This window comes from Haloleucobacter albus (assembly GCF_052492075.1).
This window is the reverse complement of the sequence record NZ_JBQWAS010000026.1, coordinates 180,918-195,060: the sequence shown is the minus strand read 5'-3', so window position 1 is coordinate 195,060 and position 14,143 is coordinate 180,918. Positions and strand designations below refer to the sequence as shown.

Sequence of the window (14,143 nt, the reverse complement as noted above, 5' to 3'; positions counted from 1 at the left end):
TCAATCCTCCCTGCGAGGCTCAAGCTGCAAGCGCGCCCCGTTTTTTGCGGGCTTTTCCAGCACTTCCGCCACAGAACCTACAGCTTGCCTGTGGCCAATTTCCCCTCGCAATGGCAGCATGCGCCCCCAAAGGGGCCGTGGAATCGGATTGCGCGGCATCTGCCAGCCCTGTGATGAAGGAAGCACCCATGATGACGATGCTGCCGAAGATCGGTTCTGCGCTCCCCACTGGCCTGCGGGCCAAATTGCGAGGCAAGCGCACGGCGGCAACCCTTCTGCTTGGCCCTGCCCTGGCCGGCTTCTGCGCGCTTTCAGCCGCCTTTCTGGCCTCATCGCCCGCTCTGGCGCAGGGCACTGCGGCCCAGAGCGCCAAGCCCGCAACAGAGCGCATGCCCACATTACAACGCGTGAAGGAAACCGGAACATTCCGCATCGGCCACCGCCACGCCGCCCCACCCTATTCCTATGTCGACAAGGATGGCAAAGTCTCCGGCTATATGGTCGATATCTGCCGCGAGGTGGCGCGCAATGTCCAGAGCACGCTGAAAATGCCGCAAATGGATGTGCAATATATCGAGGTTTCCGCAGAAGACCGGCTGAAGGCCGTGCGTGACGGCAAGGTCGATATTCTGTGCGAGCCCACCTCCATGACCATGTCCCGCCGCACCATGGTCGATTTTTCCCTGCCGACCTTTCTGGATGGCGCCAGCGTGGTGACCCGTGACAAGCCCGTGCAAAGCCTAGAAGATCTTCAGGGGCGCAAGGTGGGGGTGCTGAAAAACACCACGACAGCAAATACCCTGCGCACGACGTTGCAGGAAATGCACCTGCAAGCCGATGTCACGCCGGTCAACAGCCATCCTGAGGGCCTGCGCATGCTGTCCGAAGGCAAGCTGGACGCTTATTTCGCAGATCGCGGCATTCTCAATTTCCTGCTCACCAACAGCCCCTATTCCGATCAACTGGCGCTGGCCGACCAGTATTTCACCTTCGAGACCTACGCACTGGCCCTGCCGCGCGGCGATACCCAGTTCCGCACGCTGGTTGACGGCACGCTGGCCAACCTCTACCGCTCTGAGCGGGTTCACGGCATTCTTGCCCGTACCTTCGGCGAATTTCCGCCGGATCAGTTCCTCAATGCCCTGTTCATCATCAATGGTGTGCCGAACTGAGGCAGGGGAGACAGCCTGTGGCAAACATCGTGACCGGGATGGAGATGGAGGGCCTTCTCACTGCCTGGGAATTTGACGGCAAAGGCACAGGCAAGCGCATAGGCTGGGCGGATATTCACAACCGCCCTGTTCCCGAAGATGGCTTTCGCTGGCTGCATTTCCGCCATATCGAGCATATGCCGCAATATTGGCTGAGGCGGGAAAGCGGCATTGATCCTTCCGCAGTTGAAGCCATGCAGGAGCCGGAAGCCCGCCCTCGCTGCGTCTTCTTTGCTGATGGCGCTCTGCTCTCCCTGCGCGGCGTCAACCTGCCCCGCAATGCCTTGCCGGAAGAGCTCATCACCATGCATCTGTGGGTTGATCCGCAGCGTGTCATCTCGGTGCAGCATGAGGCGCTTTCGGCAATCGCCGATTATGAAGACAGTCTGGAAAGAGGGCGCTGCCCCCGCACTCAGGGCGAATTTGTCGCCGAACTGGCCATGCGACTGGTGGACCGCATGGATGTGGTCGTCACCAATCTCATTGATCATGCCGATGAGCTGGAGGATGATGTTCTGAAGGCGGAAAGTTCCGAACTTCTGCCACAGATTGCCGTTCTGCGCCGTGTGGCCATCAAGCTGCGCCGTCATATTGCGCCCCAGCGTGAGGCGCTGAACCAGTTCTCGCTCGAAGATGATGACTGGCTCGGCCCAAAGGACAGGAACCGCCTGCGCGATGCGGCCGACCGCGTGACCCGCTTTGCAGAAGAACTGGATAGCGTGCGCGAACGCGCCGCCGTGATCCGCGATCAGATGGTGGACCGGCGGGCCGAACAAATGAACCAGTCCATGCTGGTTCTGGCCGTGGTGACAGTGGTGTTCGCCCCCCTCACTCTCATTTCCGGCATGTTCGGCATGAATGTGGGCGGCATTCCCGGCAATGATGACGGTGAAGGCTTCTGGATTGTCAGCGTGATTCTGGTTCTGCTCGGCCTTTTCTTCCTCTGGGCCTTCCGCCGCCTGCGCTGGATCTGACTTTTCGCCCACAGACAAAGAAAAACCCCGCCCGGAAAGGGCGGGGCTGATCGGTGTGGCCGAAATGGCCGATCACACAGCCTTGCTGTACAGCTCGGCCACGTAATCCCAGTTCACGAGATTCTCGACAAACGCCTTCATGTAATCAGGGCGGCGATTGCGGTAATCAATGTAGTAGGAGTGCTCCCACACATCCACGCCGAGGATCGGAGTGGCACCGTGAACCAGCGGGTTCTCGGCATTGGAAGACTTGGAGATTTCGAGCTTGCCATCCTTCAGCGAAAGCCAGGCCCAGCCAGAGCCGAACTGAGTGACGCCGGCATTGATGAAATCTTCCTTGAACTTCTCGACAGAGCCGAAATCTTCAATGATCTTCTTTTCCAGCTCACCGGGAATGGCGCCGCCGCCATTGGGCTTCATCCACGACCAGAAGTGCAGATGGTTATAGTGCTGGCCCGCATTGTTGAAGAGGCCCGCATTCTTGCCGAAAGAGCCCTTCACAACCTCTTCAAGGGATTTTCCTTCAAATTCAGTTCCCTTTAGGAGATTGTTGCCATTATTGACATAAGCAAGATGATGCTTGTCGTGATGGTATTCGAGGGTCTCGCGCGACATATAGGGGGCGAGAGCATCGTAAGCGTAAGGCAGGTCAGGCAGGGTAAAAGACATGAAACGTCTCCGCTCAGCGATCTGGCGTCGTGCCCGGGGCAAGGTTGCTGAACTGAGGAGCCCTCGGGACGTGATGCGCCCGGCCGATACCGCGGAGCGGTCTCGCGTCCGAGCTAAGATCTAGATAGGGCGGAGTCCGCCGCCAAACAACCATGCTGATGCCGATTTGTGGGTCAGCGGCGTTCGTGGTTCAAACGGCCAGATGCCGGAACATGCAACGGAGTAACGAGATGTGGTGGTTCCTTGTCCTTCTGGGCCTGTTGATAGCCGTGGCGGGGCTTGCCGTGGTTGCTATCGGCATCTCCATCTTCGTCACGACATTTGGCAATGCGCTGGTCACCACAGGCGCAGTGGCGGCCTCTGGCGGCTTCATCATCATCGCCATGGGGCTGGTGCTGCGCCAGCTTGAGCGGCTGAACCAGCGGCTGGAAGATCTGGTATCAAAGCGGCAATTCGAGCTTTCAGACAGTGGCTCCGAGGATGAGCCCCGGTTCATCGCTCCTGCTCCCCAGATGGCCCCGGAACCCGCTGCCTCCGTCGAGGACAAGCCCGTTCAGTTCGAAGCCTCCCGCACACAGGAAGAGGCCGAGCAGGAGAACGACGCCCCGCAGGCCTCCTCCCGTCTGCCGCCCTATTTGCGCGCCAGAGCCACCAGGACGACCGAAAGCGAAAATGACGCGGCGAAAGAGCCTGCATCCGCAGCTGAAATGGAAGCCCCCAGCCCGTCAACGGCTGAAAGCGATGCCGAACGCTCTCCAGAACCTCAATTGCGCCCTTCCCGCACCATGGAGCCCCCTCCCGTTCGCCTCTCTGTCAATAGCGCAGAGAGCGACAGCGAAGAAAACGCCGAAGCAGAACCCCGCATTCTGAAATCCGGCATTGTGGGTGGTATGGCTTATACGCTGTATTCGGATGGCTCCATCCAGGCTGATCTTCCAGATGGCGTGGTGCGGTTTTCTTCCCTGCATGAACTGCGGGACCATGTGGCAAAAGCGCAAAACCGCTGATCGCCCTTTATAGGCCGCGCGGAACATGTGCCTGCCTGAAATTTCAGGCAGGCACCCCATTTTCTAAAGCCCAGATCAGCATGTGGTGCGGACGACGGGGGTCGAACCCGTATACCCGGAGGTGAGGGATTTTAAGTCCCTTGCGTCTACCAGTTCCGCCACGTCCGCCTGTTGTTTCTTCTAGCCGCACTCACCGCAAGACACCAACAGGCAGCCGCATTTCTGTGGCAGTTTTTCACTATTTGCGACCAGAAACACACGAGCGGGCAGCCTGAGACACACCGGCTCCGCCGCCTGCACGTCCCCGCATCTCATCCATCAGGCGTTGCGCGGGCAGGATGCCGGATCCACCGGCGTGATGGAGACGGATTCACCGCACCCACAGGCCGAGACCTGATTGGGATTATTGAACACGAACTGCGCCGACATCTTATCGGTCTTGAAATCCATTTCCGTGCCCAGCAGAAACATCAGCGCCTTGGCGTCAATCACCACGCGCACGCCCTTGTCATCCACCACTGTATCATAAGGGCTGATTTCGTCGGTGTAATCCATGGTGTAAGCCATGCCGGCGCATCCGCTCTTTTCCACCCCGAGGCGAACCAGCAGTTCATCATCATCCTGCTCCGAGAGCAGCGCCTTCAACCTCTCGGCGGCAGCATCCGTAATGCGCAATATGGGCGGGGGCGTACGCTTTTGCGAACCGGATACGGTGATCTCGCTCATCAGAACCCTCCAGAACGTGGCGGAAGGCCACTTCCATCATCGTCTTCAAATGGGTGATCCATCGCATTTCGGCAAGCCCGGACGAACGGAACCGCGTTTCATTGAAACGTTTCAATCATAGCCGCCACATCCCCTTCCGAAAGCAGCAGCCCCACCACCCGGCACACCACAGATTGCCGCATGGCTGACATGAGGAGAACTTGTTGTCAGCAAACAAATTTTCGTATTGAGGATGCTCCGCATTGCTATAAACTGCAAGCCTGCTATCAGCTCTGGCTTACTTCACGATTCTAAGGCGGCCGAATATTCTCGGGAGCACATTTGAGAACAGCCCTGCATAATTCCTCCGGCTCTGCCGGAACCAATACTACCCCCTAGGGGTGTTATCTTTTATTGCCCTGATGCACCGACTCCTCGACGCGGACTTCATGTCTCAGCTTTTGTCCAAGCTCTCGCTCCGGCATAAATCCCCCCTGCGCTCAAGCGCCCTGCCGCTTGCTGCCATCGTGCTGCTGGGGTGCGGTATTATTGCCATTGTGGCCTATGCCTATATCTCTGCCTCAACGAGCATTCTGCTCGATAATCAGCGTGTGCTCAGCGCTTTGGCGGAATTCCAGGCCCAGGCCATCACAGACCGCGTGCGCCAGCGCATTCTCTCGACAAAGGCTGTTGCTTCTGACCCCAATCTGCAAAAAAGCCTTGTGGAATGGGAGCAGACAGGGGAGGAAAATGCGCGTGAGGCCATTCGCACACGTCTTTCCCATTTCCAACGCACATTCGATTTTGCGGATCTCCAGCTTTTTGACGATCAGGCCCGGCGCATCACGGGCGTGATGTTGCAGGCGGAAAATCCGCGCAATCTGCCGCAATTCATCAAGAAAGCCATCAAGACCGGACGTCCGGTGATGGTGCCGGCGTGGCGGGCGCATAATGGGCAGTATCTCACCGCCCTTGTCATGCCGCTCCTGATCCAGAAAGACGATCATGCGCCCCTGCATGCAGCGCTTCTCACGGAAGCTGCGCTGAACGACACGCTGTATACCTCTCTTGCCCGTGCCATGCGCACCTCCCGCACGGCAGATCTGTTCGTCATGCGGCAGGAAGATAATGATCGCTGGATCATCTCAACCCCCCAGCGTGATCCCTCCCTCAAGCCCCTTTCCACCCATGTGGAGCATGGGGTGTATGATTTTGCCGCGCCGGCCGATGCCCCTGAAGACATCTCTCTCATGCCCGCCCTGGGTTATGACCATAAAGGGCGGTCGGTGCTGGCTGTACAGCAGGATATTCCCGGCATTCCGGGCAAGCTGATTGCCAAGGTCGACAAGAATGAAGTGTTGCAGACCACGCGCATGGTCATGGCGCTATCTGTCGCCATTGCGGGGCTGGCCTTTCTGCTGGTTCTGGCTGTCGGTGTCGCAATACGGCAAAGCCAGCAAAGTCGCGCCAGCCAGCGCATGCTGGCGCAGGCCAACGCCCTGCGGCGTTCCGAGGCGCGTTTCCGCGCGACTTTCGAACAAGCCGCTGTGGGTATCGCCCATGTCAGCATGGATCACGTTCTGCTGCGCGTGAACCAGACCCTCTGCAACATGATGGGTTACAAGCGTGAAGAGATACAGGGCGATGTATGCGTGCGCTATCTCTCGCCAGAAGCCGCAGTCCATGTCAAAGCCGCGCGCCAGAAGGTTCTGGATGGACACCTGCCCTACAGCATCCTTGAGGAACGCTATATCCGCAAGGATGGGTCTCCCATCTGGCTGGCCTGCACGACCTCTCTCGCACGCGACGAGAATGGCGCACCTGATTATTTCATCATTGTCTTTCAGGATATTTCCGCCCGACGCGCCCAGGAGGAAGAGCTTCGCGAAAGTCGCGAAAGGTTCGAGCTGGCCGTTGCAGGCACGGAAGAAGGCGTATGGGACTGGGATCGCAAAACCCTCGGCCTTTATCTTTCACCGCGATGCCGCTTGCTTCTGGATCTGCCGGAAGACATGCCCCTCAACCTGTTCGACATCTGGTCACGCCTGATTCACCCGGAGGACAAACCCGTCTTCCGTGATGCCTGGCGGCGATTGCAGGCTCAAAACAGCTCGCTGTTCGAATGCGAGTTGCGCATGCTCAAGGGTGAGACGGAGTATCGCGAAGTGCGCATCCGCGGGTTTGGCAACCGGGATGAAAATGGCCGTTTGCGCCGGCTTGTCGGCCTTCTGGCCGATATTACGGAACGCAAGCAGACAGAACGGCGTCTTCGTCTGGCCGCAGCCGTGTTCAGCAACTCCCGCGAGGGTATCGTCGTCACAGATCTTGAAGGCAGGATTTCCACCGTCAATCCATCCTTCACACGCATCACCGGCTATGATGAAGCGGATGTCATTGGCCGCAGCATGCGCCTGATGCACTCCGGCCGACATGATCGCCACTTCTATGCCGATATGTGGAGGCATCTGCACAAGAAGGGGAGCTGGGAAGGCGAAATCTGGAATCGGCGCAAGGATGGCGTCGTCATTCTGGAGCATCTTTCCATCAGCACCGCCTATGATGAAAATGGCGCGCCGCAAAACTTTGTCGGCGCCTTCCATGACATCACCGAAATCAAGCGCTCCGAGCTGGCGCTGGATCATATGGCCCATTTTGATCCGCTCACGGATCTGCCGAACCGCACACTACTGGCCTCGCTTCTTGACCATGCCGTGAACCGGAACGAAGCCCAGTGCGCCGTGCTATGTGTGGATCTTGATCGCTTCAAAACCATCAATGAAAGCTTTGGCCACCTCGCCGGCGATCAAGTGTTGCGCACCTCGGCAGACCGGATGCGCAATATTCTGAACTCCAACGCAGTTCTGGGCCGGTATGGCGCGGATGAATTCCTTGTCATCTTGGAAGCCATGAAGTCTCCAGACGAAGCCGGAATCGTTGCCCAGCAGATCATTTCCACGCTCGCCCAACCCTATATTCTGGGCGATAGTCAGGAAGTTTATGTCGGCGCCAGCATCGGCATCAGCATTTATCCTGATGATGCCGCAACAGCCCAGCATCTGATCCAGCATGCCAATTCCGCCCTCTCCGAGGCCAAGGCCAATGGGCGCGGCACCTACAGCTATTATACGCAGGGCCTCACGCAGGAAGCCAAGACCCGTGTGGAGCTGGAAAGCGATCTGCGCCGTGCGCTGATCCGCAATGAATTCGTCCTGCATTACCAGCCCCTTGTGGAGCTGGCGAACGGCAAAGTGCGTGGCGTGGAAGCGCTGGTGCGCTGGCAAAAACCCAATCAGGGCCTTGTCATGCCCGGACACTTCATTCCTCTGGCCGAAGAAACCGGCCTGATCGTGCCTCTCGGCGATTGGGTGATGGAAGAAGCCTGCCGCCAGATGGCCCAATGGCTGAAGGATGGGAAGGTCTGCGATTATGTCGCCGTCAACCTGTCTCCACGCCAGTTCAACCGTGACAATCTCTGCCAGTGGGTGGAAAAGGTTCTGGAAAATGCCGGCCTGCCCCCACAACGGCTGGAAATCGAGATTACGGAAAGCGTTCTGTTTGACAGCCGCGCCGAAGCCGAAAAGAAATGCGAAAGCCTGCACGCCATGGGTGTCAGGCTGGCGCTGGATGATTTCGGCACCGGATACTCCTCGCTTGGCTATCTCAAACGCTTCCCCATCACCAAGCTGAAGATCGACCATAGCTTCGTGCACGATCTGCCCCGCTCTGTCGCAGACAGCGAGATTGCAGATGCCATCATCGCCGTGGCGCGTGCGCTGGGGCTGGAGGTTGTGGCGGAAGGGATCGAGACTGAAGAGCAGTATCGCTTCCTCAGCACCCATGGCTGCGATCTGGGGCAGGGCTATTTGTTCAGCCGCCCCCAGCCGGTGGATATTCTGGAAAAGCTCACCGCAGAGGGCCTGCCCTTTCCCAAGGCATGAAGCCGCTCACAGCACGGCTTGGCGGAGCCCGCAAGGACAAAGCCGGGCGAGCACCATGGTGGGGCGAGAAACTGAAGCGCCCTACCCTTGCATATTAAAAATAAAAAGCGCCGGGTCGCCCTGATATGGGCCACCCGGCGCTTTACATTCTGAACCAGACAACCGACCAGTTCACCACAGATTCAGGGTCAACCGCGCCTCTTCCGACATGCGGCTTTGATCCCAAGGCGGATCAAAAGTGATTTCAACCCGCGCACCGGAAACCCCCGGCACTGCCGCCACGGCGCTTTCCACCATGCTGGGCAACTGGGCCGCTGCCGGACAATTGGGCGTGGTCAGGGTCATTTCCACCGTCACCATCCGATCATCGGCAATATCGACCTTGTAGATCAGCCCCAGCTCATAGATATCAACCGGAATTTCCGGGTCATAAACGCTCTTCAGCGCATCCACGATGGCATCCGTGAGCTGGGAAAGCTCTTCACCAGCAACCGCCGCACTGGAAACCTCGGCCTGCATCTCTTCGCCAGCCTTGGGGGGCACACCCTGCTTGTGAGGGTCCGCATCCGTCATATGAACCTCGCTCATGCCTACAGCTCCCGCGTCTGGAAGGTGGAAGCCCACAGGGCATGGCACCCTGCGGCCCGCAACGGCATGGCGGAAATCTGGTCCTTGTGCCGGCACATATCGCCCTTTGCGATGGCGATCTCCCGAACGGCTCGCATCTTGTCTTCTCCTCTCCCGCGCGGGGTCAAGGCCCGCGGGTCAAGTCTCACGCCGCCCGTATGGAGCGACCTCTCACTCGCGGCACAACCTTCCTGAAGGCTTCTACCGCCAGATCCACATCATCCTCACAACTGGACCAACCCAGCGAGAGGCGTATTGCCCCGCCTGCCCATTCCGCCGGAACCTGCATGGCCGCCAGCACATGGGATGCACCCACCTTGCCGGAGGAACAGGCAGAGCCGGAACTGATGCTGATACCCGCCAGATCCAGCGCAATCACCAGCGTTTCGGCCCGCACATCCTCAAAGGTCAGAAGGGTGGTGTTGGGCAGCCTTTCGGCCCCTGCACCCATAACCCGTACACCGGGCAGCGAGTCAACGATTTCACGCTCCAACCTGTCCCGCAGGGCGGAAAGGCGCAGCGCTTCCGTTTCCAGATCCGCCAGCGCTGTTGCAGCAGCAGCGCCGAAGGCCGCACAAGCCGGCACGTTTTCAGTGCCAGCGCGCCGGCCGCGCTCCTGCCCGCCACCGGCCAGCATCGCAAGTGGGCGATGCCCCGCGCGCGCCAGCACCAATGCACCCGCACCCTGCAAGCCGCCGATCTTGTGCGCGGAAAGACTCAGAAAGTCTACATCCAGCACCGACATATCCAGCTTCATGCGCCCTGCGGCCTGCACGGCATCACACAAAACAAGCGCATCATGCGCCCGGCTCAGGCGCGCAGCCTCCGCAACAGGCTGAAGCACGCCGGTTTCATTATTGGCCGCCATCACCGCCACCATGGCCCTGCGGCCCGCTGCGGCATGGCGCTTCAAGGCGCTTTCCAGTGCATCCAGATCCAGCCGGCCACGCGAATCCACAGCCAGCGTTTCCATCTCCGCGAAGCGATGGCCACGCAGCACAGCGGGATGTTCCACGGCGCTGGCCAGAAGAATATCACACTGCGCAAATTGCCCATCCATTTCAGGAGAGGGGTGCAGCCCTAGCGCCAGCGCTTCCGTTGCCCCGGAGGTGAACACCACACAGCGGCTTTCCGCCCCCGCAAGATGGGCGACATGAGTGCGCGCCCTCTCCAGAATGGCGCGCGCTGCACGTCCCTCCGCATGGACGGAGGATGCGTTGCCCGGCCCCTCCAGACAGGACAGAGCCGCCTGGCGCGCCTGCGGGCGCAGCGGGGCCGTGGCGTTATGGTCGAGATACACCCGACGTCCTGCCTTGCGTGCCATACCCTCTGCGCTCATCTTCCGCTCGTGTTCAATTCTGTGCGCGTCAATCCGCAGCGCAACAGCCAATGCCCGACGGCGAAAGCCGGATAATCTGCCGCTCGGCGCATGGCTTAATAACGCCACCCTTGCAATTGCCTAAAATATAAGGCATATGCAAAATTCCGTCCATTTCTATCATGCCGCGTGGCTCCACCCTAAAGAGCCATATGTGGGCCGGATAGAAAATCTGCAATGATCGTGAGCGATAGGTTGCACCTGCCCCGGTGTCAAGGCATCACCCCAACAGCACAGGGCTATCCTGGCCTGAGGCCGTATAGCCCTGCCCTGAATGATGCCTCATCTGGCTTGCCCACACGGCCTGTTGCGGGATGTTCCAGTTCGCCACGTTGCCCACGGCACTGCTACCCAGAGGTTGCGGAAACATATGCCTGAAGTCATCTTTCCGGGGGAAAAGGGGCGCCTTGAAGGCCGCTACCAGCCCGCCAAGACCCGCAATGCCCCCATCGCCATCATTCTTCATCCGCATCCGCAGTTTGGCGGCACGATGAACAATCCGGTGGTGTATAATCTATACTACCAGTTCGTGAACCGCGGCTTCTCTGTGCTTCGTTTCAACTTCCGTGGTGTCGGCCGCTCACAGGGCTCGTTCGACCATGGGCAAGGTGAACTGGCGGATGCCGCCGCCGCACTTGACTGGGCGCAATCCGTCAACCCGGATGCCCGCGCCTGCTGGATCGCCGGCTTCTCCTTCGGCGCGTGGATCGGCATGCAGTTGCTGATGCGCCGGCCCGAGGTGGAAGGCTTCCTCTCTGTCGCCGCGCCGGCCAATCTGTACGACTTCTCCTTCCTTGCACCCTGCCCGTCTTCCGGCCTGTTCGTGCATGGCAGCAAGGATGCTGTTGTACCCACGAGCGCCGTCGCCACGCTGGTGGAAAAACTGAAGACCCAGAAGGGTATCGTCATCGAACAGCAGGTGGTGGATGGTGCCAACCACTTCTTCGATGGCCAGACCGAAGAGTTGATGGAGATTGTCGGCTCCTATCTGGACAAGCGCCTGCCCGGCTCCCGCAAGGTGGAGAGCGAGGACTGACGCATCAACCGTCCAGGTCAGAGATGCCTCAAGGGCCGGAGCTTCTCCGGCCCTTTTTCATGGAATAAATCGGGCGTTCTGCTCAGCCTTCTCTCCCTGCCACAACCTCAGGGATAGAAGATGCGCCCACCGGATACCGGAGAGGATATACCTGTCGTCGTGGGAAAGGTGAGCGGCAAGCCACATCTGGAGCGCGCCGCCAGAAAGCCAAAGGCATGCGCCTCCAACGCATCAGCAGACCAGCCCACAGCATCCGCAGGCTCCACGCACATCCCCAGCCGCTGGCTCAGCATGGCGCAGAGCGTGGGGTTGCTCGCCCCGCCCCCGGCGATGATCCAGCGTCGGGGCGCTTGCGGCACATGCGGTAACACACTGGCGACCGTGGCCGCTGTCAGCGCTGTCAGTGTCGCCGCGCCATCTTCGAGCGAGAGAGCCTCAAGGCCGCCATGCTCTTCGGCAAACAGCCGGAAAGCGTTTCGGTCCAGAGATTTGGGCGAAGGCTGAAGAAAGAAGGGATGCGCCAGCAGGCGCGCCACAATCTCCTCATGCACATGGCCGCGCGCGGCAGTCGCGCCATCCGCATCAAAAGCACGGCCCGTGCGTGCCATCATGAAATCATCCAGCAGCGCGTTACCCGGCCCGGTATCACAGGCGATGGGCGGTGCATTGGGACTGATGATGGTAACATTCGCCACGCCCCCCACATTCAGCACCGCCAGCGGCCATGGCCCGCCCAGTTTTCTTGCCAGCGCGGCGTGAAACACCGGCACCAGAGGCGCGCCCTGCCCGCCTGCCGCCACATCCGCCGCCCGGAAATCCGCCACGACAGGCACACCCAGCCGTGAGGCAAGGCGCTGTGCTTCGCCGATCTGCACGGTCAACCGGGTTTCAGGCCGGTGCAGAACGGTTTGGCCGTGAAAGCCAACCAGATCAATATCAGCAGGTGAAAGCCGCACAGACGCCAACAGCACTTCCACCGCTTCGGCGTGGAGATCCGTGATGCGTCTTTCCGCCTCAGCCAGAGCGCCCGGCCTGTCTGTGCGCACATTCAAGCCACGCGCATCGTCCATGGCGGCCACCAGAAGCGTGCGAATGCTGGCATCATAAGGCCGGGTGATGGCTGGGCCAAGCCAGAACACATCCCGCCCATCCGTATCAATCAGCGCCGCATCCACCCCATCCATGGAGGTGCCACTCATGAGCCCCACGACGCGCATATGCCTGTTCCACTTTCTGGCTGATGCAATTCAGAACAGGAACTGTTACACCAGCCATCTTTCCGGTTTGAAAACAACCAACAGAATGAACAGCTGAACAGAGATCGATGAACGCGCCCGCCTTCCGCTCCGAATTCATGCGCACTCTTCAAGAGCGCGGCTACATTCACCAGTGCTCGAACCTTGAAGCGCTCGACGCCAAGGCTGCGGAAGGCCCCATCACCGCCTATATTGGCTTTGATGCGACGGCCTCCAGCCTCCATGCTGGGCATCTGCTGTCCATCATGATGCTGCGCACGCTTCAGCGCACCGGCCATAACCCCATCGCGCTGATGGGTGGCGGCACCACCAAGATCGGCGATCCTTCCGGCAAGGATGAAGCGCGCAAGATGCTCACGGATGAGCAGATCAACGCCAATATCGCCTCCATCCGCAAGGTGTTTGAGAAATTCCTGGATTTCGACGCCGGCGCGAAGATGGTGAACAATGCCGAATGGCTGGATGAGCTGAAATATATTCCCCTGCTGCGTGAAGTGGGCCCGCATTTCACCATCAACCGCATGCTCACCTTTGATTCCGTAAAGCTGCGGCTGGATCGGGAGCAACCGCTCACCTTCCTCGAATTCAACTACATGATCCTCCAGGCATATGACTTTGTGGAGCTGAACAAGCGCCATGGCTGCCTGTTGCAAATGGGTGGCTCCGACCAGTGGGGTAACATCATTAACGGGCTGGAGCTGGGCCGGCGCATGCATGGGCTGGAACTGTTCGGCCTCACCACGCCGCTGCTCACCACATCTTCCGGCGCGAAGATGGGCAAGACCGCCGGCGGCGCGATGTGGCTGGATGCAGAACTGCTGAGCCCCTACGAATACTGGCAGTATTTCCGCAATACCGGCGATGCGGATGTCGAGCGTTTCCTCAAGCTGTTCACCGAACTGCCTCTGGATGAAATCGCCCGCCTCGCCGCCCTTGAGGGGCAGGAAATCAATGCTGCGAAGGAGGTGCTCGCCACCGAGGCGACGGCTATTCTGCATGGCCGGGCAGCCGCCGAGCAGGCCCGTGAAACCGCACGCACCACCTTCGCCGAAGGTGCGCTGGCCGTGAACCTGCCCACCATCGAGGTTCCCTCAGCAGAGCTGGAAGCCGGGCTCGGCGTCGCCAATGCCTTTGTGCGCGCCGGCCTTGTGGCCTCCACCAGCGAGGCGCGCCGCCAGATCAAGGGGGGCGGGCTCAAGGTGAATGATACCGCCGTAACGGATGAGAAGGCCCAGCTTTCCCTGAAGGATGCGACGGCTGAAGGCGTCATCAAGCTCTCGCTCGGCAAGAAAAAGCATGTGCTTGTGAAGCCTCTCTGAAGCTGCAAGCCCATACAGATACG

General features: G+C 59.6%; 12 protein-coding genes and 1 tRNA gene. 6 read left to right on the top strand and 7 right to left on the bottom strand.

Translation table 11 applies throughout. From position 1 onward, the window contains the following. Positions 1–188 precede the first annotated feature (188 nt). Complete coding sequence (locus ACT6QH_RS09245) at positions 189–1,172, top strand: amino acid ABC transporter substrate-binding protein (protein WP_444974529.1); 984 nt, start codon at positions 189–191, stop codon at positions 1,170–1,172. 17 nt (positions 1,173–1,189) lie between these two features. Further along, entirely contained in the window at positions 1,190–2,185 is a 996-nt protein-coding gene (locus ACT6QH_RS09240; RefSeq protein ID WP_444974528.1) for a zinc transporter ZntB, read from the top strand. Between the two features lie 72 nt (positions 2,186–2,257). On the opposite strand, the gene ACT6QH_RS09235 is transcribed toward ACT6QH_RS09240, so the two are convergent. After that, positions 2,258–2,854, bottom strand: coding sequence for a superoxide dismutase (locus tag ACT6QH_RS09235; RefSeq protein WP_444974527.1), 597 nt, complete (start codon positions 2,852–2,854; stop codon positions 2,258–2,260). Positions 2,855–3,066: 212 nt separating this feature from the next. Between ACT6QH_RS09235 and ACT6QH_RS09230 the strand changes: the two genes are divergently transcribed. Further along, complete coding sequence (locus ACT6QH_RS09230; RefSeq protein ID WP_444974526.1) at positions 3,067–3,861, top strand: hypothetical protein; 795 nt, start codon at positions 3,067–3,069, stop codon at positions 3,859–3,861. An 83-nt stretch (positions 3,862–3,944) separates the two neighbouring features. Here ACT6QH_RS09230 and ACT6QH_RS09225 read toward each other — a convergent pair. Together ACT6QH_RS09225 and ACT6QH_RS09220 are read right to left on the bottom strand one after the other, a co-directional pair. Next, positions 3,945–4,029: transfer RNA gene (locus ACT6QH_RS09225), tRNA-Leu, on the bottom strand. Positions 4,030–4,179: 150 nt separating this feature from the next. Continuing rightward, on the bottom strand, positions 4,180–4,587 hold the full coding sequence (locus ACT6QH_RS09220; RefSeq protein WP_444974525.1) for a HesB/IscA family protein: 408 nt from the start codon (positions 4,585–4,587) through the stop codon (positions 4,180–4,182). A 428-nt stretch (positions 4,588–5,015) separates the two neighbouring features. Between ACT6QH_RS09220 and ACT6QH_RS09215 the strand changes: the two genes are divergently transcribed. Continuing rightward, a complete protein-coding gene (locus ACT6QH_RS09215) occupies positions 5,016–8,504 on the top strand; it encodes a sensor domain-containing protein (RefSeq protein ID WP_444974524.1) in 3,489 nt (1,162 codons plus the stop codon). A gap of 171 nt (positions 8,505–8,675) precedes the next feature. On the opposite strand, the gene ACT6QH_RS09210 is transcribed toward ACT6QH_RS09215, so the two are convergent. From ACT6QH_RS09210 to ACT6QH_RS09200, 3 genes are all read right to left on the bottom strand, one after another. Further along, positions 8,676–9,023 (bottom strand): SUF system Fe-S cluster assembly protein, encoded by a 348-nt coding sequence (locus ACT6QH_RS09210; protein WP_444974639.1) that lies wholly within the window; start codon positions 9,021–9,023, stop codon positions 8,676–8,678. 71 nt (positions 9,024–9,094) lie between these two features. Continuing rightward, positions 9,095–9,229, bottom strand: a complete 135-nt coding sequence (locus tag ACT6QH_RS09205; protein WP_444974523.1) for a hypothetical protein — start codon at positions 9,227–9,229, stop codon at positions 9,095–9,097. A 47-nt stretch (positions 9,230–9,276) separates the two neighbouring features. Beyond that, on the bottom strand, positions 9,277–10,455 hold the full coding sequence (locus tag ACT6QH_RS09200; RefSeq protein WP_444974522.1) for a cysteine desulfurase family protein: 1,179 nt from the start codon (positions 10,453–10,455) through the stop codon (positions 9,277–9,279). 424 nt (positions 10,456–10,879) lie between these two features. Between ACT6QH_RS09200 and ACT6QH_RS09195 the strand changes: the two genes are divergently transcribed. Beyond that, a complete protein-coding gene (locus tag ACT6QH_RS09195; RefSeq protein WP_444974521.1) occupies positions 10,880–11,545 on the top strand; it encodes an alpha/beta hydrolase in 666 nt (221 codons plus the stop codon). Between the two features lie 107 nt (positions 11,546–11,652). Here the strand turns inward: ACT6QH_RS09195 and ACT6QH_RS09190 are convergent, their stop codons facing one another. Further along, positions 11,653–12,762, bottom strand: a complete 1,110-nt coding sequence (locus ACT6QH_RS09190; RefSeq protein ID WP_444974520.1) for an anhydro-N-acetylmuramic acid kinase — start codon at positions 12,760–12,762, stop codon at positions 11,653–11,655. Positions 12,763–12,869: 107 nt separating this feature from the next. Between ACT6QH_RS09190 and tyrS the strand changes: the two genes are divergently transcribed. Continuing rightward, on the top strand, positions 12,870–14,120 hold the full coding sequence (tyrS, locus tag ACT6QH_RS09185) for a tyrosine--tRNA ligase (protein WP_444974519.1): 1,251 nt from the start codon (positions 12,870–12,872) through the stop codon (positions 14,118–14,120). Positions 14,121–14,143 lie beyond the last annotated feature (23 nt).

Excerpts from the sequence above, each read along its gene's own strand:
- ACT6QH_RS09190 (WP_444974520.1), bottom strand. The coding sequence starts at position 12,762 with ATGCGCGTCGTGGGGCTCATGAGTGGCACCTCCATGGATGGGGTGGAT.
- ACT6QH_RS09230 (WP_444974526.1), top strand. The coding sequence starts at position 3,067 with ATGCAACGGAGTAACGAGATGTGGTGGTTCCTTGTCCTTCTGGGCCTG.
- tyrS (WP_444974519.1), top strand. The coding sequence starts at position 12,870 with ATGAACGCGCCCGCCTTCCGCTCCGAATTCATGCGCACTCTTCAAGAG.
- ACT6QH_RS09235 (WP_444974527.1), bottom strand. The coding sequence starts at position 2,854 with ATGTCTTTTACCCTGCCTGACCTGCCTTACGCTTACGATGCTCTCGCC.
- ACT6QH_RS09220 (WP_444974525.1), bottom strand. The coding sequence starts at position 4,587 with ATGAGCGAGATCACCGTATCCGGTTCGCAAAAGCGTACGCCCCCGCCC.
- ACT6QH_RS09195 (WP_444974521.1), top strand. The coding sequence starts at position 10,880 with ATGCCTGAAGTCATCTTTCCGGGGGAAAAGGGGCGCCTTGAAGGCCGC.
- ACT6QH_RS09205 (WP_444974523.1), bottom strand. The coding sequence starts at position 9,229 with ATGCGAGCCGTTCGGGAGATCGCCATCGCAAAGGGCGATATGTGCCGG.
- ACT6QH_RS09200 (WP_444974522.1), bottom strand. The coding sequence starts at position 10,455 with ATGGCACGCAAGGCAGGACGTCGGGTGTATCTCGACCATAACGCCACG.
- ACT6QH_RS09210 (WP_444974639.1), bottom strand. The coding sequence starts at position 9,023 with ATGCAGGCCGAGGTTTCCAGTGCGGCGGTTGCTGGTGAAGAGCTTTCC.
- ACT6QH_RS09245 (WP_444974529.1), top strand. The coding sequence starts at position 189 with ATGATGACGATGCTGCCGAAGATCGGTTCTGCGCTCCCCACTGGCCTG.
- ACT6QH_RS09215 (WP_444974524.1), top strand. The coding sequence starts at position 5,016 with ATGTCTCAGCTTTTGTCCAAGCTCTCGCTCCGGCATAAATCCCCCCTG.